This window comes from Verrucomicrobiia bacterium, assembly GCA_036268055.1.
Classification (GTDB): Bacteria; Verrucomicrobiota; Verrucomicrobiia; order Limisphaerales; family Pedosphaeraceae; genus DATAUW01.
In genome coordinates this window covers 1-24,042 of sequence record DATAUW010000017.1, presented here as the reverse complement: position 1 = coordinate 24,042, position 24,042 = coordinate 1, and the positions used below count along the sequence as shown (strand labels likewise).

The 24,042-nt window shown below is 57.8% G+C and carries 21 protein-coding genes; 17 read left to right on the top strand and 4 right to left on the bottom strand.

Annotated features, from left to right (window positions below; genetic code table 11):
• The first annotated feature begins 223 nt into the window (after positions 1–223).
• The 3 genes from VH413_10115 (at position 224) to VH413_10105 (ending at position 3,158) form a co-directional block, all read left to right on the top strand.
• A complete protein-coding gene (locus tag VH413_10115) occupies positions 224–1,228 on the top strand; it encodes a Fic family protein (protein HEX3799044.1) in 1,005 nt (334 codons plus the stop codon).
• A gap of 346 nt (positions 1,229–1,574) precedes the next feature.
• A complete protein-coding gene (locus VH413_10110; protein ID HEX3799043.1) occupies positions 1,575–2,180 on the top strand; it encodes a PAS domain-containing protein in 606 nt (201 codons plus the stop codon).
• Positions 2,181–2,396: 216 nt separating this feature from the next.
• A complete protein-coding gene (locus VH413_10105) occupies positions 2,397–3,158 on the top strand; it encodes a Nif3-like dinuclear metal center hexameric protein (protein HEX3799042.1) in 762 nt (253 codons plus the stop codon).
• A 5-nt stretch (positions 3,159–3,163) separates the two neighbouring features.
• Here VH413_10105 and VH413_10100 read toward each other — a convergent pair whose 3' ends face one another.
• Complete coding sequence (locus tag VH413_10100) at positions 3,164–7,147, bottom strand: PAS domain S-box protein (protein ID HEX3799041.1); 3,984 nt, start codon at positions 7,145–7,147, stop codon at positions 3,164–3,166.
• A gap of 23 nt (positions 7,148–7,170) precedes the next feature.
• Here VH413_10100 and VH413_10095 point away from each other — a divergent pair, with 23 nt between their 5' ends.
• The 13 genes from VH413_10095 (at position 7,171) to rnc (ending at position 19,051) form a co-directional block, all read left to right on the top strand.
• The gene (locus VH413_10095) at positions 7,171–7,323 is read left to right on the top strand and encodes a hypothetical protein (GenBank protein HEX3799040.1); all 153 of its coding nucleotides are present in this window, start codon (positions 7,171–7,173) and stop codon (positions 7,321–7,323) included.
• Between the two features lie 36 nt (positions 7,324–7,359).
• A complete protein-coding gene (locus VH413_10090) occupies positions 7,360–8,163 on the top strand; it encodes a flagellin (protein ID HEX3799039.1) in 804 nt (267 codons plus the stop codon).
• A 531-nt stretch (positions 8,164–8,694) separates the two neighbouring features.
• Entirely contained in the window at positions 8,695–9,498 is an 804-nt protein-coding gene (locus tag VH413_10085; GenBank protein ID HEX3799038.1) for a flagellin, read from the top strand.
• Positions 9,499–9,618: 120 nt separating this feature from the next.
• The gene (gene fliD, locus VH413_10080) at positions 9,619–11,409 is read left to right on the top strand and encodes a flagellar filament capping protein FliD (protein ID HEX3799037.1); all 1,791 of its coding nucleotides are present in this window, start codon (positions 9,619–9,621) and stop codon (positions 11,407–11,409) included.
• 87 nt (positions 11,410–11,496) lie between these two features.
• Positions 11,497–12,132 carry a hypothetical protein gene (locus VH413_10075; GenBank protein ID HEX3799036.1) on the top strand — a complete coding sequence of 212 codons (636 nt, stop codon included), beginning with the start codon at positions 11,497–11,499 and terminating at the stop codon, positions 12,130–12,132.
• Positions 12,113–12,868, top strand: coding sequence for a hypothetical protein (locus VH413_10070; GenBank protein HEX3799035.1), 756 nt, complete (start codon positions 12,113–12,115; stop codon positions 12,866–12,868). Before VH413_10075 ends, VH413_10070 begins: the two co-directional genes overlap by 20 nt.
• A 97-nt stretch (positions 12,869–12,965) precedes the next feature.
• A complete protein-coding gene (locus VH413_10065) occupies positions 12,966–13,217 on the top strand; it encodes a hypothetical protein (GenBank protein HEX3799034.1) in 252 nt (83 codons plus the stop codon).
• 12 nt (positions 13,218–13,229) lie between these two features.
• Entirely contained in the window at positions 13,230–13,667 is a 438-nt protein-coding gene (gene fliS, locus VH413_10060; protein HEX3799033.1) for a flagellar export chaperone FliS, read from the top strand.
• A gap of 1 nt (position 13,668) precedes the next feature.
• Positions 13,669–14,046 (top strand): hypothetical protein, encoded by a 378-nt coding sequence (locus tag VH413_10055; GenBank protein ID HEX3799032.1) that lies wholly within the window; start codon positions 13,669–13,671, stop codon positions 14,044–14,046.
• Between the two features lie 120 nt (positions 14,047–14,166).
• Positions 14,167–16,140, top strand: coding sequence for an ATP-binding protein (locus tag VH413_10050; protein ID HEX3799031.1), 1,974 nt, complete (start codon positions 14,167–14,169; stop codon positions 16,138–16,140).
• Positions 16,141–16,149: 9 nt separating this feature from the next.
• Positions 16,150–17,430 (top strand): HD domain-containing phosphohydrolase, encoded by a 1,281-nt coding sequence (locus VH413_10045; GenBank protein ID HEX3799030.1) that lies wholly within the window; start codon positions 16,150–16,152, stop codon positions 17,428–17,430.
• 143 nt (positions 17,431–17,573) lie between these two features.
• Positions 17,574–18,173 (top strand): hypothetical protein, encoded by a 600-nt coding sequence (locus VH413_10040; protein ID HEX3799029.1) that lies wholly within the window; start codon positions 17,574–17,576, stop codon positions 18,171–18,173.
• 137 nt (positions 18,174–18,310) lie between these two features.
• Positions 18,311–19,051 (top strand): ribonuclease III, encoded by a 741-nt coding sequence (rnc, locus tag VH413_10035; protein ID HEX3799028.1) that lies wholly within the window; start codon positions 18,311–18,313, stop codon positions 19,049–19,051.
• A gap of 21 nt (positions 19,052–19,072) precedes the next feature.
• Here rnc and VH413_10030 read toward each other — a convergent pair whose 3' ends face one another.
• From VH413_10030 to VH413_10020, 3 genes are read right to left on the bottom strand one after another with little or no spacing between them, the layout of a single operon-like run.
• On the bottom strand, positions 19,073–19,735 hold the full coding sequence (locus VH413_10030; GenBank protein ID HEX3799027.1) for a hypothetical protein: 663 nt from the start codon (positions 19,733–19,735) through the stop codon (positions 19,073–19,075).
• Between the two features lie 36 nt (positions 19,736–19,771).
• The gene (locus VH413_10025) at positions 19,772–23,083 is read right to left on the bottom strand and encodes an ABC transporter permease (GenBank protein HEX3799026.1); all 3,312 of its coding nucleotides are present in this window, start codon (positions 23,081–23,083) and stop codon (positions 19,772–19,774) included.
• A gap of 12 nt (positions 23,084–23,095) precedes the next feature.
• Positions 23,096–23,779: an ABC transporter ATP-binding protein gene (locus VH413_10020; GenBank protein HEX3799025.1), complete on the bottom strand. Its 684-nt coding sequence runs from the start codon at positions 23,777–23,779 to the stop codon at positions 23,096–23,098.
• Positions 23,780–23,881: 102 nt separating this feature from the next.
• On the opposite strand from VH413_10020, the gene VH413_10015 reads away from it, so the two are divergent.
• Positions 23,882–24,019 (top strand): hypothetical protein, encoded by a 138-nt coding sequence (locus VH413_10015; GenBank protein HEX3799024.1) that lies wholly within the window; start codon positions 23,882–23,884, stop codon positions 24,017–24,019.
• Positions 24,020–24,042 lie beyond the last annotated feature (23 nt).

Below are 24,042 nucleotides of genomic sequence, written 5' to 3'. Positions count from 1 at the left end.
TTTTTTTGTGGGATAAAACTATGATTTCTCCCCGGCATTATTTGCCGCGACGAGTGCGTGCTGCTTTGCGATTTTCTTCCCGCTCTCAGTTTTTACAAGTCATTTTCGCCAGCATCAGTGACATAACATGTTGCGCGGTTGTGAACACCGCAAGCATAGACACGGCTTGGCCACTTGACTAAAAACTGGACTTATACTTGACTTATCAATATTCTTGTCCGGCATGAGTTACGAGCCGCAATACACCGTAACGCCGTCTTTGCTCGCCCAGGTCGAGCAAATCGCCGCCCTGCGCGAGCGCATTCAGGCTGCGACTGTGCAGGTGCCTTGGATTCCGGCTTTGCAGAAGGATACCCGCACCCGCAACACCCATTCGTCAACCGCCATTGAAGGCAATCCGCTGACCTTGGAACAAGTGCGGGCCGTCGAGGAGGGCCGTGAAATCCCTGCCGTGGCCCAGCGCGCCAAACGCGAGGTCACTAACTATTTTGCGGGACTGCGCTTCATTGAAACGAAGGCAAACATTCCTGCTATCACTCATGAGGATATTTTTACCCTTCACCGGATTCTGGCGGAAAAAGTAATGGATCAAGGCACTGCCGGGCGCTACCGCACGATTCAAGTGCGAGTTGGCCGATATATGCCGCCCCCCGCACAAGATGTTTCCGGGCTGATGTTTGAATTGCTCTCCTGGTGGAACCATGAATCTCTCAAAATATCGCCAGTCCTCAGTTCCGCCATTCTTCATTATCGTTTTGAAGCCATCCATCCTTTTGCCGACGGCAACGGACGTTCCGGACGAGCCCTGGCCTTGTGGGAATTGTATCGGCGCGGCTTCGATACCCATCATATTTTCTCGGTGGACGAATTTTATTGGGAAGACCGCCCGAGTTATTACCAGGCGCTCGATGCCGTGCCCAGGGCCGGCGAAGATTTGACCGGTTGGCTGGAATATTCCGCCGGGGGGTTGCTAAAGACCTTGGAGCGAGTCTGGCTGAGGGTGCAAAACCTGTCTGCGCAATCCACAAAAAAGAAATTAGTGCTGCGCCCGAAGCAGGAACAATTACTGCAACTGCTTCGCGACAAAAAAAGCCTGACCCCGCGCGAGTTATGGGCTGCAATGGATATTTCCAAGCAGGGAGCGCTGGATTTGTTGCAACCGCTCATTCAAGCCGGATTGGTAAAACGAGTCGGGTCAAAAAAGAGTGGACGCTACATTCTTGCCTGACTGTTTCTGTAAAAAAATGGTGCCGGGCTTGGTCTCCGCTCTTTTTCCAATTTTACTTTTTCCTCATCTCTCAGGAAAATCGCGGGCACGTGACGCGCATCGCCTCGACTCCTTTCGCAAACACTTGTTAAAGGTTCGACACCACTGGGACATGCATTGGCCGTGGCCCCGGCGCAAAATGGCGGAAAAGAGGTAATAAGTCTAAGAGAGGGTAATGACCACCTGCTCCTACCTAAACTCGTCAAATGCCATTCCTCCAAATTAATTTGTGACCCCGCAAAAGCCGCCCAGGAAAACGGGCCAACAATCCTTGCCATTGCCCGCTCCCGCCCTATGCTTGAACAAAGTGAACCCGGACTTGGAATATTTCCAGCACCTTGCCGACGGCGCGCCCATCATGATCTGGCTCGCCGGAAAGGACATGGGCTGCTTTCATTTTAATCGCGCGTGGCTGGATTTCCGCGGCCGCACCCTCCAACAGGAATTCGGCAATGGCTGGGCCGAAGGCGTGCATCCCGAGGATCTCGAACGCTGCATTCAGCATTATATCGGCTCCTTCGAAAAACGCCTTTCCTTCGCGATGAGTTACCGTCTGCGCCACCATAGCGGCGATTACCGCTGGATCCTTGATCGCGGCGTTCCCCATCACGACGCCGATGGAAATTTTCTCGGCTATTACGGCGGCTGCGCGGAAACCTCCGCCGACGCCACCCTCGGGCGCATCCAGCAACTCCATTCCGCCTTGAATCAACTGCGGGATTTCGCGAACGAGCGCGTCGTGACCGAGACCGGCGCACTTCGCAGCTATGCCGAAGGCGTGGAAAGTCTCCAAGCCGAAACTCACCGCCTCGTCCTGCAACATCGAGCCCGCCAACACGCCGCCGCCCAAATAGGCAAACTCGCCCAGGACATGCTCGCCTACGACCAAATCCCCAAAGGCGCCTGTTTGTAATTGTCCTGAGCACTGGACCAAAAACTGGACTTACCCTTGACTTACGGCGTCCTCGCCCGGTTGTTCCTATTTTCCCGGGGAGCGCACGCGCCCTCGCGTGCAGTGGCCGGCGCCCTCGCCGGCCACATCTTTATCCCTCGTCAAGATTCACCCCCTCCAAAGCCCAAAACCCTTTTCCCATTTTACATTTCCCGCGCATTTTGTTTCCCTCAACCCATGGCTCACGCATCCCTCTCCGCAATCGTTAAATACTGCGACCACACCCTGCGCACCGCCGAAGTCAAAGATTTCGATGGCGCGGTCAACGGTTTGCAGGTCGAAAATCGCGGACGCGTGACCCGCATCGCCGCAACCGTGGACGCCTCCCTCGCCACCGTGCGCCTCGCGATCGCCGCCAAGGCGAATCTCCTCATCATTCATCACGGCCTGTTCTGGTCGCCCTCCCATCCGTGGACCGGCAAGCGCTACAAACTTTTGCGCGAATTGATCGAGCACGACGTCGCCGTTTACAGTTCGCACCTCCCGCTGGACATGCACTTGCGGCTCGGCAACAACGCCCTCCTTTGCCGCGCGCTCGGCCTCAAATCACTCAAGCCCTTCTTCTTCGAGCGCGGACAATTCCTCGGCCTCCAATCGCACACAAACATTTCGCGCGCTGACCTTGCCCGGCGATTGCAACACGCCGTCGGCACCACCCCGATCATCTTGCCCGGCGGCCCAGCCACCTGCCGCAAAATCGGCGTCGTGACCGGCGGCGCCGGCGCGGAAGTGAAACTCGCCGCGAAAGAAGGCGTGGACACGTTCATCACCGGCGAAGGCCCGCACTGGACCTACGCGCTCGCCGAAGAACTCGGCGTGAATGTTCTCTATGGCGGCCACTACGCCACCGAAACCTTCGGCGTAAAAGCCCTCGCGGCGGAATTATCGAAGAAGTTCAAAGTCCCCTGGACTTTTTTGGATCACCCGACGGGCCTGTAAACGATTTACCCCGGCGGCACCGGCGGCTTCGCATTCAGACAATCATAAACCGTCTCCACCAGCTTGCGCGCGTGAAACGGTTTCTGAATAAAATTCAACCCTTCCTTGAGCGGCGTATCGTGCGAAAGTTTTTCCGTGTTGTAACCGCTCGTATAAATCACCTTAAGACTCGGCTTAGAAGCCTGCAAAATCTCCGCCAACTCCGGCCCCGCCATGCCGTCCGGCAAAATCATGTCGGTGAACAGCAAATCAATTTTCTGCCGATACTCCGCCCACAACTCCAGCGCCGTCCGGCCATTCGATGACTCAATCACCTCATAACCGTGGCTCTCCAAAATGTGATGGATGAGCTTCAGCAGCGGCACTTCATCCTCCACCACCAAAATCGTTTCCGTACCGCCGATGACGCGCGGTTCGCCCACCGGCATGCTGACGGAATCGCTCTTCTCATTCGTCGCAGGCAGAAAAATGTTGAACGTCGTCCCGCGATTCAATTCGCTCGTCACCTCGATCCACCCCTGATGCTGCCGCACAATTCCATAAACCGTCGCCAGCCCGAGCCCCGTCCCGCGGTCTAATTCTTTCGTCGTGAAAAATGGCTCGAAGATGCGCGGCAAAATCTCGGGGGCGATGCCGCAGCCATTGTCCGCAAAGACCAGACAGACGAAACGCCCCGGCACCGCCTCGGGGTTTTGTTGCGCGTGCGCCTCGTCCACCATCACGGAAGTCGTGTTGATGCGCAACTGCCCGCCGCGCGGCATGGCATCGCGGGAATTGACCGCGAGATTCAGCAACACCTGTTCGATCATTCCCAGGTCGGCCTTGATGCACGGCAGGCTCGGCGAAAAATTTACCTCGAGCGAAATGTCTTCGCCCAAAATGCGCCGCAACATTTTTCCGACGTTGCTGACCACCTCGTTTAAATCCACCACCTGCAACTGGATCACCTGCTTGCGGCTGAACATCAGCAACTGTCGCGTGAGATCTGCGGCGCGCTTGGCCGCCTCGGAAATTTCCCGCAGCGGATCGGCGATCTGCGGCGGCAATTTTTCCTTCGCCAGCACCAATCCCACGTGGCCGGAAATAACCGTCAGCAAATTATTGAAATCATGCGCGATGCCCCCCGCCAGTTGCCCCACCGATTCCATTTTCTGCGATTGCCGCAGTTGCGCTTCCAGACTAAGCCGCTCGGTCACATCCATCGCCAGCGAGAGAAACGCCGGCTTGCCGTCGAACACCAGCGGATGCGTGGTGATCTCCATTTCGCTCAGCCGCCCGTCTTTTTTGCGATGCCGCCAGATCCCCGTATTCCCGCCCGCCTCGATCAGCGGACGCGAAACTTTTTCGAGAAACGCCGGCACTTCCTCTGGCAATGCGATATCGCGCAATGTCATCCCCGAAAATTCCTCGCGTGTGTAACCGTAATTGCGCACCGCCGCGCCATTGGCCGCGAGGAAACTCAAACGCTCGGCATCGAACACGTAAATCGGTGTCGGATTATTTTCAAACAGCAAACGATAATGATTTTCCGACGAGCGCAACGCCTCCTCCGCGCTCGTGCGCTGGCTGATATCGAGCACGAAGCTCACGCCCTTTTCAATCGCGCCCGGCAGGTTCGTGCTTCCGACCAGCACCGGCGCCCGGCCGCCGTCCTTGCGGAAATATTCCTTCTCCACCGGCGGGCAAAACCCATGCAGGCGCATTTGTTCCGCCGTGCGCTTGTCGAGTTCCTGATATTCCGGCGGCGTCATCTTCCCGGCATCGAGCCCGCCCGCTTGCAGGTCTTCGCGCGAATAACCAACGAGCGAAAGGAACTTGTCGTTCGCATCCACGATGCGCCCGCCCTCCTCCCAAAAAATAATTCCCATCATGTCCGACTCGACCACGCGCCGGAACCGCTCCTCGCTTTCGCGCAAGGCTTTCTCCGCTTCCTTGCGCTCGGTGATGTCCTGGAGAATGCCGATCGAGCCGATGGGTTTGCCGTCCTCATCGCGGTTCGGCACGGACGTATCGGAAATCCAGCGCAACTCGCCGCGCTTGGTGGTGATCAGGCTGTCGCAACGCCAATAACGTATCTTCCCCGCGACGGCGCGCTCCACTGCCTCAGCCTTGGTGATGCCCGCGCACTCGCCCAGCATCGTGGAATACTTCGTGATCTTCGGCCAAAACTCCGGCCGAATTTCGTCCGGCGTATAACCCGTCAAACGCACAATGCCCCCGCCCATGAACACATACGAGCGGCTCACGTAATCATATTGGTACGGAACCGCGCCCACGCCGCTGATCGCGCGACGATACAAATCCTCCGTGCGTTGCAACGCCGTCTCCGCCTGCTTTCGCTCCGTGATGTCATGCGCGATTTTTGAAGCACCGATGACTTTGCCCGCCGCATCCTTGATCGGCGAAATGGTCGCGGAAATATCAATCAACTTTCCGTCCTTGCGCACGCGCACCGTCTCAAACGGACTCACCGTCTCACCGCGCTTGGCCATTTCGAGAATGCGCGTCTCCTCCTCCACGCGGTCTGGCGGCAGGAGCATCGTGATCGAGCAGCCGATGGCTTCCGCCGCGGTGTAACCAAAAACTTTTTCCGCGCCCGCATTCCAACTCGTGATCGTGCCGTCGAGCGATTTTCCCACGATGGCTTCGTTGGAAGATTTCACGATCTCCGCCAACCGCGCGAGCGCTTCCTGCGCGCGGATGCGTTCAAGCGCGCCACCGCCATTATCCGCCAGCGCCTGCAAGGTATTCAGATCGTCGAGCGAATACGCGTTGGGCCGATAACTCTGGATGGAAAGCACGCCGATCACTTCCGCCCCGTGGCGAATGGGAACGAACATCAGCGAGGCCGACGGACGCTCCGCATCGCCAAACGGAACCAACTCGTCGGACAATGAAGGCGCGCCCTCGCGTAAAATCAATTTGGCGCCTTCGCGCACCACCCGTTCGGTAAGCGGGCTCGGTTTCGCGTGAGAGTACGCGGGCGGCACGTTGGCACGTTTGCCCGCCACGATGTCCATGTTGAACACCGGCACGATGACATTTTGCCCCGGCAGATAAATATCCAGCGAACACGAATCCCAACCGATCAACGCATCCGCGGCGTTTGCGATGATTTCCGCCGCTTCATCCGGCGATGCCACCGAGCTAAGCCGCTGGCCGAGTTTTGAAAAAGCCTTGCCGCGGACTTCAGCGCGTTTGCGGATGGTGACGTCCTGCGTAAAACTGCGCGTGCGCATCAACTCGCCATTTTCCCAAAGCGCGTTGGTCTCGATGAACACCGTCTTGATCGAGCCGTCCTTGCAGCGGACGCGCGCCTCGTAACCGCGCACCGATTCGCCCGCTGCCAGCGCCGCGAGCACGGCATAAACCGCGTTGGGATCTTCATGAAATTCCGCCGCGTGATGGCCAACATACTCCGCGCTCGAATAACCGAACAAATCCAGTTCCGCGCGATTGACGCGAAGAATGATGCCGTCCGGCCCCGCCCAATGCAGCCCCACCGGCGCATGCTCAAAAAAATCCGCCAGTTCCTTTTGGCTGCGATCCAGTTCGCGCGCCACCTCGGCCTTTGCCGCTTGTTCGCTGATCTCGCGCAAGGCCCGCCGCGCCACCAGCACCAGCCGGCCCAGGTCGGTCTTGAGCACATAATCCGTTGCCCCCTGCTGAATGCTCCTCACCGCCGCCTCGCCATTCAAAGTGCCCGACACAAATATAAAGGGCACACCCGGCGCCTGTTCCCGCGCGAGCCGCAAAGCTGTGAAGCCGTCATAGCCCGGCATGGAACAATCCGCGATGATCAGATGATAATGGCTTTGAACCGCGCGGGCGAAATCCGGGCCATTATCTACGCGAGTGATTTCTGCGGGAAGATTTTCGGCGGCCAGATGACGCGCGACCAGTTCGGCATCTTCGGCCACATCCTCGAGATGCAGGATGCGCAAGGGGTTGGGAATAAAATTACCGGATTGCACGCCAGGCAAAAGCATCGGCCAAAGACGCTGAATTTCAAGTGAAAATGGCCTTCGAGCTAAAGTATCTGGAAAGGCCGCCGATAACTCCACTGTCGAAAGACAATGGCACTTGGCAGCCAGTTAAAGCCAAAGGGAAGCTGGTGGATGCCCATTTAAAATCCACCCATGGCATGGATGCCGTGCAGAAATAATTCCCCGCAAGGGGTACTCAAGGAAAGAGTTTAGTTATGGTCATTAATACAAACATCACGGCGCTTACCAGTGCCAACAACCTGAATAACTCGACGAACATGCTGAACGCCTCGTTGGCGCGGCTCTCGTCTGGCTCCAAGATCTCGACCCCTGCTGATGATCCCGCTGGTTTGGCGGAATCCATCTCCCTGACGGCCCAGATCAGCCAGGTCGGCGCTGCCAACTCGAACGTCAGCAACGCTGTTTCTTTTGCTCAGACCCAGGATGGTTATTTGCAACAGATCGGCTCCGCTCTTGACCAGATGGCCACATTGGCTGTCGAAGCTCAAGACGGCACCAAGACCGACGCGGAACGCGCCGACTACCAGAAGCAATTTTCCACGCTGTCCGCTTATATCACGGACACCGCGGCGAAGAACTTCAACGGCGTCAGCCTTTTCAGCGCCGGCAGCTTGACCGTCACGACGGACGGCTCGGGAGACACCTTCTCCATGACTGGAGTTGACCTGAGCACCTCGGCTTATTCCGGCGCCACCGCGGCGGACATCACCACCACCACCGGCGCGGCCTCGGCCCTGACGGCGGTCACGGCGGCGATCGTCGAGTTGGCCACTGATCGTGCGACCGTGGGTGCAAACGAACAGCGTTTGAACTACACTGGCCAGCAGTTGAGTGTGTTGCAGACGAACCTCTCCGCCGCGAACAGCCAGATCACCGATGTGGATGTCGCGCAAGAGAGCACCAGCTTCGCCAAGTATCAAATCCTGGTGCAAGCCGGCACGTCCATGCTCGCGCAAGCCAATCAAAGCCCGCAATCAGTCCTGAAACTTCTCCAATAAGAAGCTCAGCCTTCTGATACGGTAATCTAACTCGGGCGGCATTCATGCCGCCCGAGCTTTTTTTATATTTGCGCGGCGAGCAAAAAGTTTTTCAGTTTCAAATTTTCAGTCCGGAAGTGCATAGAGATCACCCAACCCACCACTTCTCATTGACTATCCCGAGCGCAGCGAGGCAAGCCCATAATCCACCCAAAGAAAAAATATCCACCGCTGCATCCACTTCCCCCGCTTGCTGAAAACTTGAAACTTGAAACTGAAAACTCTCCTCTCAAGTTTGATTCTCAAAAGTGCGATAATACCCAGTCGTATCAGGCATTTTTGACTTTCCGCCTGTTAAAATCTTTTCCCAATCTTCACTAAAGTATTTTGAATATCTTCCGATGAATTCAGTGTCGTGTCGTAACGACATCGGTAATTGGCAGCCATAAAAGGCCAAAGGAAACTAGGTGATGCCCGCAATCGAAATTCACCACACGGCAAGGAAGCCGTGACAGAAACCCCGCAAGGGGTGACTCAAGGAAAGAGTTAGTTATGGTAATCAATACAAACATCACGGCGCTTACCAGTGCCAATAACCTCAATACGTCCACGAACATGCTGAACCAGTCTCTGGCTCGCTTGTCTTCTGGATCGAAAATCGTAACTCCTGCTGATGATCCCGCTGGCTTGGCGGAATCTATCTCGCTGACCGCGCAAATCGGTCAGACCGGAGCTGCCAACGCCAACGTGAGCAACGCGGTCTCGTTCGCACAAACCCAGGACGGGTATCTGCAACAGATCGGTTCGGCTCTCGATCAGATGGCCACCCTCGCTGTTGAAGCGCAGGACGGCACGAAGACCGACTCCGAACGCGCCGACTACCAGAAGCAATTCAGCACGCTCTCCGCGTATATCACGGATGCTGCCTCGAAGAACTTCAACGGTGTCAGCTTGTTCAGTTCCTCGGCGTTGACGGTCACCAGCGACGGCGCTGGCGATACGTTCTCGATGACGGGCGTTGACCTGACCGCTTCCGCCTACACCGGCGCGACCGGCGCGGACATCACCACCACCACCGGCGCCTCCTCGGCGTTGACGGCGGTTACCGCGGCGATCGTCCAGTTGGCGACGGACCGTGCCACCGTGGGTGCAAACGAACAGCGTTTGAACTACACCGGCCAGCAGTTGAGCGTTCTGCAGACGAACCTCTCGGCCGCGAACAGCACCATCTCCGATGTGGATGTCGCGCAGGAAAGTACCAACTTCGCCAAGTATCAGATCTTGGTGCAGGCTGGCACGTCCATGCTCGCTCAGGCTAATCAGAGCCCGCAATCGGTCCTGAAACTCCTCCAATAATCCGGAGTTCAGTCACTGATTGGGTAATCAGACTCGGGCGGCATTCGTGCCGCCCGAGTAACGCTTTTTAGATCTCAATTTTTCAGTAAAGCCAGCGCGGAAAAAGGACGATAACAGTTTATGGCTAGTACAACGAATAGCAGTCTGGCGCTCTCAGGGCTGGCTTCCGGCCTCGATTGGACCAACATCGTCAATGAGTTGCTCACGGTGGAAAAAGCGCCGGAGACGCAGATGAACACGCAGATTGCCTCCTACCAGAGCAAAAATACTGCCTATCAGGGCATAGGTTCGCAGTTGACCCAGTTGCAATCCGACATCACCACGCTCAGCGATCCCAGCTTTTTCAACAGCCGCACGACTTCGGTTTCCAATCCCAATGTCGTCAGCGCCACCGCCGCCGCCGCCACTCCGCTCGGCACTTACTCTTTCAATGTGATTCAACTGGCCACGGACGCCGTCCAGCAAGGCGCGACCGCCAGCGCGAAACCATTGAGCGCCACCGATGACGTTACCGGGGTGGTGTTGAGCAGCGCCGGTTTCGCCACGCCGGTTTCCGCCGGCACGTTCACAGTGAATGGCCAGGCCGTCACCATCGCCGCCACGGACACCTTGCAATCCGTCTTCACCAAAATTAACACCGCCACCGGCGGCGCCGTCACGGCCAGCTACAATTCCGCCACCGACGAAATTTCGCTCAACAGCAGCAGCGCCATCGTCCTCGGCAGCGCCACCGACTCCAGCAATTTTCTCCAGGCTGCCCAACTCTATAACAACGGCACGGGCATCATTACCAGCGCCTCGAGCCTCGGCGGCGTCAACCTGAGCAACCCGCTTGGAAACGCCAATCTCGCCACCACCATCACCGATGGCGGCAGCGGCGCCGGCCAATTTCTCATCAACGGCGTCGCGATCAATTACAGCTCGGACACCGACAGCGTCAACGACGTCCTTGAGCGCATTAACGATTCCTCCGCCGGCGTCACCGCCACCTACGATTCGATCAACGACAGTTTCGTCCTGACCAACAAAACCACCGGCGATGTCGGCATCTCCCTGCAGGACGTGACAGGAAATTTTCTGGCGGCGACCGGGCTGACCTCGGGCTCGCTGGTGCGCGGCGCGAACATGCAATACAAGATCAATAACGGCGGCACACAGACCAGCCAGTCGAACACGATTGACGGCACGTCTGCCGGTGTCGCGGGCTTGTCAGTCACGGCCACCGGTACCGGCACGACTTCGATCACCATCGGCAGCGACGTCAATACCATTTCTGCGGCCATCAGTTCGTTTGTGACGGATTACAACGCGGCGCAATCGTATATCACCGGACAGATCACGCCCACGACTTCGACGGACTCCAGTTCGGGAACCACCATCACGGCGGCGCCTTTGACCGGCGATCTGGACACCGAAGACATCGCCACCAAGCTTCGCCAGTTGGCCGGCAATCCCTCCGCTTCAACGAGCGCGATCAAGAGCCTTAATGATCTCGGCATCCTTACCAACGGCAATGACAATACCCTCTCAATTTCGAGCACGGCGCTATTGAACAACGCGATCACGACCAATCTCAGCGGCGTCCAGGACCTGTTCACCAATGCCACCACCGGCCTCGCCACGCAGTTGAACACGTATCTCACCAACGTCAACGGCTCCAATGGCGTGCTCTCCAATGACGAGGCCAACATGACCAAGCAGGTCACCGCCATCAACGACAGCATCACCACGCTCAACGCGCGCATCACCGCCGATGGCACACGCCTGACCAACGAATTCGTGGCCATGGAAACCGCCATCAATTCGATCAATACGCAAAAGCAATATTTGAACACCTACTTCGGTTCATCCACCGCCAGTTCAAATGCGGCTCCCCAGGCGGCCAGTTCTTCGAGTTCATCTTCCGGTTAGTCCGAACGTGCGGACGGAACGTGAAATATTTTTTATTTTGCTTCATCCGCCGCTTTATTTCAGACGCAATCCTGCCGATATAATTGCATGGGCGATGTTGTTCAATCACCGGTCAAAAAGCTTTTCCGCGAAGATCTCGACGCGGAAATTGTCAATTTGCCCGGGCGCAGTCTCGAAGCGATGCTCGGCATGTTCGCGCATCTCGAGAGTCTCGCGTTGCGCCGCGCCAAGATCCCCAGTCTTTTTTCCACCGGTGATTCCAGCAAACATCCCGCCGTCCCCAGGCGCCAGTCGCTCGACGAGGGCAAGATGGAACGCATCTCGTTTCGCGAACTCGGCCGCCAGGTCATCCGCGCCGCGCAGGGGCAGGTGCAGGGCATCGAATTGCGCGCTGTCGAAATGCAGGCCCTCGTGCTGATCAACGAATGGCCCATCGCCGAGAAGCTCTGGGCGGAATTGCTCACCGATTGCAAGACGCCATTGTTCGAGCTAAATTTCCTCGAAGAATTGTGGGGCATCTGCCCGGAACAATTCGAAGCCGTCGGCGGCTCGCTCATCCGGCACTGGCAGCAATTTGTCTTGCTTCAGGCGGAGGTTGAAGTTTTGCTCGCGCGCAGGCAAAGTCTGCTCCGGCTATCCGACACCTTGGACGGCCATCTGTCGCCCTGGCTCAAACAATTCAGTGATATTTTGGAGAAGCTTGATGAAAAAAGTCTGGCGTGATGCCTCACAAAAAACGCTGCGGATGAAATTGCGCCTCGCCTGCGTCCTGCTCGCCGCTCTCGCGTTTACCGGTTGCAAAGCGCTGCCGCCGATGCCCGTGCCCATCCAGGACCTCGGCCCCAGTTACAAGCCCACGAATGTTTATCGCAATTCCGACGTCCTCCCCGCCAGCGTGCGCCGGGTCGCCGTGCTGCCGCTGACCATGACCCATTCAGCCTCAGATTTGGAAGCCGGCGTCGAAACCCTGGAACCAGTTTTGTATTCGGAATTGGAAAAGTTGAAACGCTTCGAAGTGATCCCGGTCACTCGCATCAACCTCCAGCAATGGACCGGCCAAAACGGCTGGCGTTCGGACGAGCAACTGCCACCCGACCTTTTCAAGCGCGTCAGTGAAATGACTGGTTGCGATGCCGTGCTGTTTTGCCAGTTAACCCGTTATCAGCCGTATCAGCCGCTGGCGGTGGGCTGGAAATTCACCCTCGTGGAGACCCACAACCCCGGAATCATGACCCCCAGCGATGTCCGCGCGAAAATCCTTTGGTCCGCCGATGAATTGATGGATGCCGGTGATCCGCCGGTCACCACTGGCGCGCGGGCCTATTATACGCAACATTTACGTAATGACGCGGCCTCGGCCGACCCGGCCACGGTGCTGGCTTCACCCGCGCGTTTCGGCCAATACACGCTGGCCACGGTGCTGGCGACGATTCCAAACCGCTTTGGAGAAAAACATTGAGCCGCTAAAGTTTTTTCGAAGTCTGCCCGATAATAAGGCAGCGAGTGTATAAATGGCGGATATTATTCCGCCGAACGATATGGAAATTAACTCTAATATGAAAGTCGGTGCTGTAAACGGCGTGGCAACCGCCAGGCGTTCCTCGGCGGCCTCCGGCGCCAGCGAGGCGGCGGACCCTTTTGCAAATTCGACCGCGCTCGACGGCGCGCTCAAGAGCGTTCCCGACGTCCGCCCCGAGGCGGTTGAACGGGCCAAACAGTTGATCAACGACCCGGGTTATCCCTCGGCGGGCACGATCAAAACTCTTTCCAATTTTCTGGCGGACAAATTGACCTCCGCCCAGGAATAAAATTTCCCACCCATGATCCAGCGCAATAATCCCTGGCAATCCTATCGCAAAGTCGCCACCCAGACGGCCACCCCTGGCCAGTTGGTCCTCATGCTTTATGAGGGCGCGATCAGCTTTCTGGAAAAGGGATTGACCGGGTTCAATCACACCGACCCGCTGGATTTCAACCAGACCATCAGCAACAATGTGCTGCGCGCTCAGGCGATCATCTTTGAGATGAACGCCCGCCTCGACATGAAACAAGGCGGTGACGTCGCGGAAAATTTTCGCCGGCTTTACACTTACTTTTACCGCCGTCTTCAGGAAGCCAACGTCAAAAAGAAAAAAGAACCGATCGAGGAAGTCATCATGCGCCTGCGCGTTCTCCGCGATAGCTGGGCGGAGATGTTGCAACGCGGTCCCGCCGTGGACAACGCTTCCGCCGGTTCCCTGAATCTCCAGGCCGCGTGACATGACCGCGCCGGAAAACATAGCTTCCCTCCTCGAAGAGTGGCGTGCGCTGAGTCAGGACGAAGCCGTCGCCATCCGGTCCGCCAAATGGACCTCCGTCCGCGAGATTCAGGCTCGCAAGACCGAATTGCAAAAAACCCTCGCCGCCGCCGATGCCAATTGGTCCGCGCAAAATCCCGCCGCCGCTGCCAAACCTTTTCGCAAGGAAGTCGGACACTTGATTTCGCTCGAGGCCCGCAACGCCGAACTGCTCGCCGCGCAAATGCGCCGCGCCCGCCTCGAACAGCAAACCTTTGAACAAGCCGGCCGCAACCTGCGCAAAATCCAGCGCTCCTACACCCGCCGCGCCGCCTTCGCCGCGTGGCAATGCTATTCGTGATCGTCTGTAGCGGCGGTCATAGCTGACGCTAAAACGGAAAATCAATTTCGTCGCCTCGATTTTACGGTTGAGTTCGGGAGGGTTATCCACCATTTTAAATCGTCATTACACAAAATCGTTGTGCCAACGAATTTTCAACCGTCCCGCCCCGCGTCGGATGGTCCGGCCACCGCACCGCCGTCCGAACCTTTCATTCCGCATAGCTGGCTCGAAGGGGGCCTCGCGATTCTCGACGCCGCCGGCCGCGTGACGGAGGTCAACGAATCTTTGCTCAACTGGCTTGAACAACCGTCCACCGCCCTCGTCGGCCGGTCCTTTTGGGAAATTCTCATAAACGTCGTCCCGCAATGGCAGGAACCGCTCGCGACCATTACCCAAGGCAAATCTCCTTTCGCCCGGCTGTCGCTCAAACTCGGCGGCGATGCCCAATCCGCCCAGTGGTTCATGCTCGAATCCGCCCGCAGCGCGGACAGTTCTTTCGTTCGCCTCAATTCCACCTTGCCCCCGCTTTCCGAACTCGAAGAAGCCATCTGGGATGAACATCTGCACAGCGAATCGGCGCGGCGCGATATGTTCGTGCGCCTGCTTCGCGCCGAGGCGCAACTCGACCGTCTCATGCGTCGCTGGCCCTGCGTCATCTTCAGTCAGCGTCCGGATTTCAGCCTCGAATTTGTCAGCCCGAACATTGAGGAACTCACCGGCATCTCGGCGGAGAATTGGTCCAGCCAGCCGCGGCGTTTTTGGGAACTGGTGCATGAGATGGACGCCGGAGAATTGCAACAGCAATTCAAACGCGCGGCGCAAACCGGCGCGGATTCCACGAGCACCTATCGCATCCGCCATGCCTTGACCGGGCGCGTCACTTACGTGCTCGAACATCGCCAGCCCGCCATCACGCAAAACGGACTTTTGCTCGGTTACGAAGTTGCCTGGCTTGATGTCACGCGCCAAACCATCGCCGAAAAACGCCTTTCCACCGCCGCGTGGAAGGAGACGCTTGCCGTGCTCACGCTGGGCATGGCGCACGATTTTCGCAACATCATGGCGGGCATCCATTCCTTGAGCGAATCGTTCCTCACGCAAATCAACGAGCAACATCCTTTCGAGGAAGGCCTTTCGCTCATCAAGAAAAGTTCCATGCAGGCGAGCCAGCTCGTGCAGCGAATGATCAACCTGCATCTCGGACAGACCGGCGAACGCAATTACCATGACCTGAACGAAATCGCCAAGGACCTGCTCGAATTGCTCAGCAAGATTTTGCCGCGCCGCATCCGCGTCGGCACGGAATTGGCGACAGAATCGTTGCCGGTCTATGTGGACCTCGTCGAGCTTCGCCAGGTGGTTATCAATCTTTTGCTCAATGCCGCCGACGCCATGCCGCAGGGCGGCAGTCTGACCTTGCGCACGTCGCGCCATGAAACCATGCCCGCGCTCACGAATATGAAAGGCGTGATTCCGCGCACGCCGAGCGTTTGCCTGACGATTCAGGATACCGGTTGCGGCATTAAGGAACGCCATCTCGCTTCCATCTTCGATCCGTTTTTCACCACCAAGTCCAAAGGCTCGGGACTCGGACTCTACAATGCCGGCATCGCGGTCGAGAAACATCAGGGCGCAATTTCTGTCGAATCAAAGGAAGGCGTGGGTACGACCTTTCATATCTGGCTGCCGCAAACCGATTTTTCCGAACCGGACTCGATGGCTTCCAGCCCGGACGCCAAACGCATCGTGCGCCGGAGCCTTTTGCTGCTCGGCCAGAGCGGCGAGTTGCTCGACAAGACCGCGGAATTTTTGCGCTCGCATAATTATCATATTGTCGTCGCGACCGCGCCGGAAAGTTTGCCGGAATTATTGCAGTCGAGTGATTATCAATTCGCCGGCGTCATGTTGCTCGTCGAGCCGAATGACCGCGCGCTGGACGCCCTGCTCGCCGAAGTGCGCCAGCAGAAAGAGGAATTGAAAGTGGTGCTTAAACTAGCCGGTTGCAGCCAGGACGATTTGAACACGCAAGTTTTACAAAAGGTAAATCTGGTCCTCAGCCCGGACTTGTCCGAGGCGGACCTGCTCGCGAAACTCGAGCGGCTTTTGAACTAAAATAAAACCATGCCAGCGGAAGAAACAGGTTTGAGGGAATCGGGCCACCCGATTTTGATCGTGGACGATGAGGAAATCGTGCTCGTGGCGTTGCGCGACACTTTGTTGCGCGAGGGATATAACGTCGTCGCGTCGCCCCACGCCGTGCATGCGTTGAGCGTGTTGAAGGAGCGGACGTTTTCCGTCGTCATCACCGACCAGCAAATGCCGCTGGTGACGGGCCTGGAATTTCTCGCGCAGGTGAAACAGATCCAGCCGAACGCCACGCGCATTTTGATCACCGCCGTGTTGAGTTTGAGCACGGTGATTGACGCGATCAACAAGGGCGAAATTTATCGTTTCATCGTCAAGCCGTGGTTGCGCGAAGAATTGCTGGCCACCGTGAAGAACGCGGTGCAGCGCTTTGAACTCATCAGCCACAACGCGCGCCTGCACGCCGAAGCGCTGGCGGTCAATGAAAAGCTCAAGCTCTTGAACCAGGAACTTGAGACGCAGATGGCAACCGTCGCCGAGCAGAATCATCAACTGGCCAAACACGCCGCCGCGCAGGAGGAAAATCTGCGCCAATCCGTCCAGCTTTGCGTTCAGATGATGCAGACTTTTTATCCGACGCTCGGCAACCAGGCGCGGCGCGTTTTTGAATTGTGCAAGGCGATGGCGAACGAACTGGAATTGCCGTCCGACCAATGGCAGACGCTGGAAATCGCCGCGTGGATTCACGACCTCGGCCTCGTCGGCGTGCCGCGCTCGCTCATCAAACGCTGGGAGGAAACGCCTGAAACTCTCACCGAAGACGAGCGTGCCCTGGTGCAACATCATCCCGTGCTCGGCGCAGAACTCGCCCACTTCGCCCATCATCTTGAACAGGTCAGCCCGACGATTGCCGCGCATCACGAATGTTTCGATGGCAGCGGTTATCCGAACCATTTGAAAGGCGAAGACATTCCCTGGCTCGCCCGCGTTCTCACAGTGGCCGTCGCGTATGCCGAGAGCAATCTCGTTGGCCAGGCCGCTGCCGACCACATCAGCAGTGAGAGCGGTTCGGCCTTCGATCCCGAAGCCGTGCGCGTGTTTTTGCGCTCACTGCCCAAGAGCGTCGTGCCGGGAAAACAACGCGAAGTGCGCCTCGTGGATTTGAAACCGGGGATGGTGCTCGCGCAGGGAATTTACACCGCGAACGGCGTGCTCCTCATTCCCGACGGCCAGAAATTAACGCCCACCTACATTGACAAAGTGATCAATTACAATCGCATCAACCCGATTTCCCAATCGTTGCTGGTGTATTGCTAGCTAAACGCTCAATTCTTCTCCCGCTCCGCCGCTCGCGGGGGAGAGGTGATTTCCGCTCCCGACTCACAGCACGAACCGATTCAAGTTGAATCTCCCGCCGCCTTGGCGATATTATATCCATGCGGTAACAACGGCAAAATTTCATGAACGAGTGGAACATTCAATCACGCGCGCACACTTGCGAAGCTTGCGGCAAAAACTTCACCGACAAGGAGCATTATCACACGATGCTTTTTGACGAACGGCACGGTTTTCGCCGTTCGGACGTGTGCGTGGCCTGCTGGCAAAAACAGTTCAGCGAAGGCGCGCGCGAACGCAAAGGCTTCGTCTCCTATTGGCATGGCATCTACGAAGCGCCCGCGCCCGCACCCGAAGCGATTCAGAAGGACACCGCGGAATCGTTGTTGCGCAAGCTCATTGATTTGAACGACCCGAAATTCATTCCGGCGGGTTACATCCTCGCCGTGATGCTCGAGCGCAAACGCCTGCTCAAAGTGAAGGAACAAATCACTCGCGACGGCCACCGTATCTTCATCTACGAACATCCCAAGACCGGCGACCTGTTCACCATTGTTGACCCGGACCTTCAACTCAACCAACTCGAACAAGTCCAGCGCGACGTCGCCGACTTGCTGGAACACGGCCTCAATCCGCCACCAACCGAAGCCGCCGCTGAAGCATCCGCTTCCACAAACACCGAAACCGATTCCACTGCTGTCCCCGCTGAGGTGGCCACAACCTAAATTTTTTTCCATGCGCGCGCACCTGAGAATCGAAGTCCATCCGTTCTTCTCCGCGCCCTCCCTGCTCTGCAAAAGCGTTTCTCTAATTCAGTTCTCCGCGCCTCCGCGCCTCCGCGGTAAAACTCCGGCCGAAATCTTTGCGCAATCGCCCACCTTCACTGCAACTCATTCCGCGCGTGCCCACTCCCGCAGCTAACGCTCTCGAAACCCGCCTCGGCCACGTCTTTCGCGATGGCGCGCTGCTTCGTCTCGCGCTCACTCATCCTTCGATCGCGCACGAGCAGGGCACGCCTGTCCCGCACAACCAGCGCCTTGAGTTTCTCGGCGACGCCGTGTTGCAACTCATTCTCACGCGCGAGTTGTATCTGAAATTTCCCGATGTCGGCGAAGGTCCGTTGACGAAGGCGCGCGCCAAACTCGTGAATCGCCGCTCGCTCGCCGAAAAAGGCCGCGCTTTGCGTCTGGGTGAAGAATTGATTCTCAGCCGTGGCGAAGAGGCATCGGGCGGACGCGAGCGTCCTTCGGCCTTGGCGGATACTTTTGAGGCGGTGCTCGGCGCAATTTTTCTCGATGGCGGATTGGGCGCGGCGGAGCGATTTGTCGAACGCCATTTTCACGAAGCCTTCGGCGAACTCACCGTGATTCCGATGATTGAAAATCCCAAGGGCGAGTTACAGGAGTTATTGCAATCGCGCTCCGGCGCCGCCCCGGAATATCAAGTGGCCTCCGTGAGCGGTCCTGACCATGACCGCTTGTTTGAATGTATCGTTCAATACGAAGGCGCGGAACTCGCGCGCGGGCGCGGAAAAACCAAGAAAGCCGCCGAGAGCGAAGCTGCAATGACCGCGCTGGCAAAATTAAAATCCGCCGCGAGTTAGTCTGCAACTTCAGACGCTAAATTATTTCGCCGCCTCCACGTGGCGAATCAGCAAATCGTCGAACTGAATCGGCGTTGTGGAAAACGGGCTGCCCCAGATGGACGCGCGACCGGCGGTGGGCTCGGTTTTTTCTTCGAAGGTCACCAATGGTTGCGCGGGTTCGGTTGAACCTTGCGCCCACGCTTTGCCTTCGACTTTCCAGACTTCGCCCGACTTGACGACTTGCAACGAAAGCATCGTCCACTCGCCGGATTTCCATTGATACGGCACGTTCGCCACCGACTCATCGCCCTTAAATATTTCCAGCGCGTCCTTCGCGGGCGAAACCTGCAACCGATACCCGCCCTGCCCGTTTAAGCCCACCGCAAACGTCGGAAACCGGCGGCCTTTTTTCGTGCCATTGATGCGCGCGGAAACGGACACGCCCGCCTTTTGCGTCGGCCCGAACAAAGTGCCGTAGCTATCCAGTGGCGCGCCGGGCAGTTCGAGAAATTTGTTTCCATCGGCGACTTGCACCGCGAAAGCGCCGTCGAGCACGAGAAAATCATCCGGCACTTTGCCGACCTCGGCTTGCTCGAAATTATTTTGATAAACCGGCTTCGCGTCATCCGCTGCCCGCGCGCTCGCGATGCACATTGCCGCCGCCATCATCATCGCCGCAATTTTTCGATTTAATATTTTCATGTTCGCTTCCTAAAATATAAAAAATTTCTCGCCCAATCATTCGTTCCGCAACGCATCCAACAGCCGTCCGCGCAAGGCCAGCCGTGTCGCAATCCACGTCCACAAAAGTCCGTTCGTCAGCACGGCGGCGAGCGTCAGGGCGAGTGAGGTGTATGGTATTTGCGAGCCCGGCGAAAGCAAGGCTGGCAACACCCCCAACACTGCCGCAGCCATCCCCACAATCAATCCGAGCGCCAGCAACGCGCCGTGCTCGCTCATCACCAGCCGAAACAAATCGCGCCGCCGAAAACCGACCGCCAGCAGCAACGCCAATTCACCGCGCCGCTCCTGCACGTTTCGCAATACGACCACGCCCAATCCCACACTGCCGAGCAGCAAACCGAGCCCGCCTAAAATCTGGAATGTGCTCAAGTAAGTATTTTGCACGGCGTTGTAGGCGTTCAGGCGTTGCACCGCGGGTGTCAATTCGAGCCCCTGGTCTTGCAGGGCGCGGGTGAGCAGCGCGGAGATTTCTTTTGCCTGGTTCGACGGCGCATCGAGCAGAAACATTCGATACCCGCTCTCGCCGGGAAATTTTTTTACGAAGTCCGCTTCGTCAATGATGAGATTTCCCTGCAACACAGAATTCGCCAGCGCGCCCACCAACCGCACTTTGAATGGACGGCCGTGTTCATCAGTATAATCCACGGTGTCGCCAACTTTTTTCCCCATCGCCCACACGATGGAATTTTCATCGCCGATGGCGGGGATTTCATCCGCGGCCTTCGCCGAATTATCCGCGCCAGCATACAGCAAACCCCACGCGGCATTTTGCTGCAAGCCCTTCATCACTTCGGCAAAAGTGAACGCGCCGCGCGTTTGCATCCGGGCGGCATTGACTCCCAGCAAACGCGGCTGCACGGCGCGATTCAAATTCAGGCAGCTTGCTTCGTCGCCGTCATGGACGCGAAACGAAATCGCGCGCACGTTTTTCATCAGCGGCACATCCAGACCGTAAAATTCGCGTCCCGTATGCGAGTTAAGATCGTAAGTCACGGGAAACGCGCTCTCGCCGATGAATTCAAAACCCCCCGTGCCCGAAGCGTGGTCTTGCGCATCGGCGCGGGCATCCACGCGAAACGCGCCGATAGCGACGATCAGGAAAACCCCGCACGCGAGCAGGCCGATCGTCGCGAGACTGCGTTTGCGGCGGCGTCCGCAGGCGCGCAAACCAAGATCACGCAATGAAAACAAAACGCTTTTTGCCTGGCGGCGCGCAAGGCCGGCGAGCCACACCGCGCAAAACGCCAGCCCCCCAATGAGCAACAAACTCCCCGCGCTGAAAAAAGTGTCTGGCGTAATTTTCACTCCACGAGCCGCGTCCGGCAAAATCATCGCTGCCGCGCCGATGACCGCCAGCGGCCCGATCCAGATGCCCCAGCTTCGTTTGCGTTTGCCGGACAAAAGATTTTCCTCCGCGCCCTGCGCCAGCAATTCACGCGCGGGACGCCGCGCCTGTTTTCGCAGCGTCAGCCAGATCGTGATGATGCTGACGATGGTTCCCGACGCCATGCCGATGATGAGCGTTTGCGCGGTGGCATGATATTGCAACGCGGAAGTGCCGACCGCGCCGCGCCAAATCGTGGACAACCCCAGCAGCATCGCGCGCGCATAAATAATTCCGCCAAGCGCGCCGATGATGCCGCCCGCGAGCGCCAGCAGCGCGCCTTCGCCGAGAAATAATCGGCGCACCTGGCGCGGACGAAAACCGAGCGCGAGCAGCGTCCCGATTTCCGTGGCGCGTTGCTCAAGACCGAATTGAAAGAGCAATCCCATCAGCAGCAACGCCGCAGCGATGAGGAAAAAACTGAAGCCGATAAAGAGCCCGCCGAAATCCACCGCCTGCGAACTTGCCACCAACGCCTGTTCACGCACCGGCTGAAACACGAATCCCAAACTCGCGGGACTGATCTTTTGCAGCAACGCGCGGCGGATGGTTTCGACCGAACCGGCGGACGGCGGAAAACGCATCGCCGTGTATTTGCCAAACCGATTTGTCCACATATTTTTCCCGGCGGCGAGCGTGATGAAGGCCTTGGGCGTGCCGCGAAATTGTTTCCAGTATTGTTCGTCCTTCGGACGGATGCGCTTGAGTTGAATCGGAAATCCCGCATCCCAATCACTCGAACTGTCGGCCTCCGCGATGCCCGGAAAATCCGGCATGAGCCCGCGATCCGCCGCGGCACCGGTCATCGGCACGACGCCCCGCACGTGAAATTCCTCCTGGCGTTCCTCCAGCGCGCGGCCATTGCCGATCACGTAATAAGTGAGCGTGAGCGGGTCGCCCGGTTTGGCGCTCAAGTCGTCGGCGAGCCAGCTATTGACGAGAATTTCATCGTCGCGCATGTCCGCGGGAACAACCGGTGCGCCCATCGCGGCAACCATCGAGTAAGGTGTGGCGAACGGCGGCGAACGCAGTTCGTTCACGAAGTAGGTGAGAACGGGTTGCGCATTGGAGGAAATTTCCTGCGCCGCCGTGACCGCAGCCGGATCGAGGAACACGCGGCGGCTGCGCAGTTCCACGCCCGCGTTGTCCGGCAACTCGCGCAGCTCAAGCTCAGCATCGTCCAGTTGCCATTGTTTGGCCAGTGATTGATTCACCGCGTTGGTATCCGCCGCAGGTTTCTGACCGGAACTATTTTGTACTAGCAATAAATTCGCGCGATTTGTCTGGCCAATTTTTTCCGCCAGTTCGGAAACATTAACGAAAGCATTGAACGGAGCAACCTGACTGGCTTGCAATCCGAAGCGGCCCAACTGTTCGTCCGAAATGATGGCGTGGATTTTTACGCGCCACGCGACCGATAAATCGTTCTGCGGCGAAATAACCGCGTCGCGGGAAAGCAAACTCGGTTTTTGCACGCGCAATAAAACATCGTCGCCGACGCGCGCACGAAGCTGTTGCGCAAGCTCTGAATTCAACACCACTGTATCCGCCGGCACCACGCCAACTCCGGCAGGCTGATTCGCCAGCGGCCAAAATTTTTCGTTTACACCGAGAATTTGAACATGATTCGCGCGCGCGGAACCGTCGCTGGTGGAAGCGATGCCCGGCAGTTCAAGAACTCCAACTCCTCCAGGAATATCTGCTGCAAGCTGCTCGCGAAACAACCGGTCATTCGACGCCATCGCAAATTCCACCTTCCCCAGCCGGGCGAGCGCAAGGTCATGCAAACTGATGCGCACGGAATCGCCGACAATGAGCGCACCCACCAGCGCCGCGCTGCCGACAATCGCGCCGAGCAGCACGCCAAGATGCGCGCGGGCGTGAAAGCGGAGGCTGCGGAGGATGAGGCTGAAGTTCGTCACGCGCGTGGGAAATTATTTTTGCACTAGAACGCCGTCCTGCAATTCAAGCACGCGCCCAAGCCGATGTGCCAGGTCCAGCGCGTGGGTGACTACGATGAGCGTGACGCCTTCCTCGCGATTCAGTTCGAGCAGAAGCTGGGCGAGTTGATCGGCCGACGCGCGGTCGAGCGCGCCGGTGGGTTCATCCGCGAGGAGCAGTTGTGGCTGGTTGATAAGCGCGCGCACGACCGCGACGCGTTGGCGTTCACCGCCGGAAAGTTGCCCGGGACGATGATCGAGCCGTGCCGCGAGGCCGACGCGTTGCAATAAACGCTCGGCGCGCGCCGGCGCTTCCTTGCGGGCGGCGTCCGCAGTCACCAGCGTGGGCACGAGCACATTTTCGAGCACCGTGCATTGCGGCAGGAGATGATGCGCCTGAAAAACAAAACCGATCTGGCGATTGCGCACCTCGGCAAGTTGAGTGTCGTTCAGTCGCGCCAATTCCTGACCCGCGAGCAAAACCTCACCGCTCGAAGGCCGGTCAAGCGTCCCGATGATATTGAGCAGCGTACTTTTGCCGGAACCGGACGGGCCGATGATCGCGAGCGATTCGCCGCGCGCGACTTCGAGCGAAACATCCTTGAGCACGTTCACGGCGCCGGCCCCGGAATCAAAATGATGCGCGACGTGGGAGAGTTTTAAAATCGTTTCAGGCATGGCGTGACTTTCGAGCATTCACCGCAAGATGGATAATAAATATATGACCGGCTTCGGGAAGGAGAATTTTTATCTTACGACTGCTGGATATACCTGCACCGCATGGCAGACGAAGCTGCTGCGGTGATCGGCCGCCAAGGGATGACGATCAACGCGATCCGGTCGTTGTTGCTGGCGGGGAGCGCGAAGAAGGGTTTGCGTTGCAGCCTGGAGATTGTCGAGGAGCAGGCGGGGCGTTAGTGCGCGTGCCGGAGTGCGGGGGA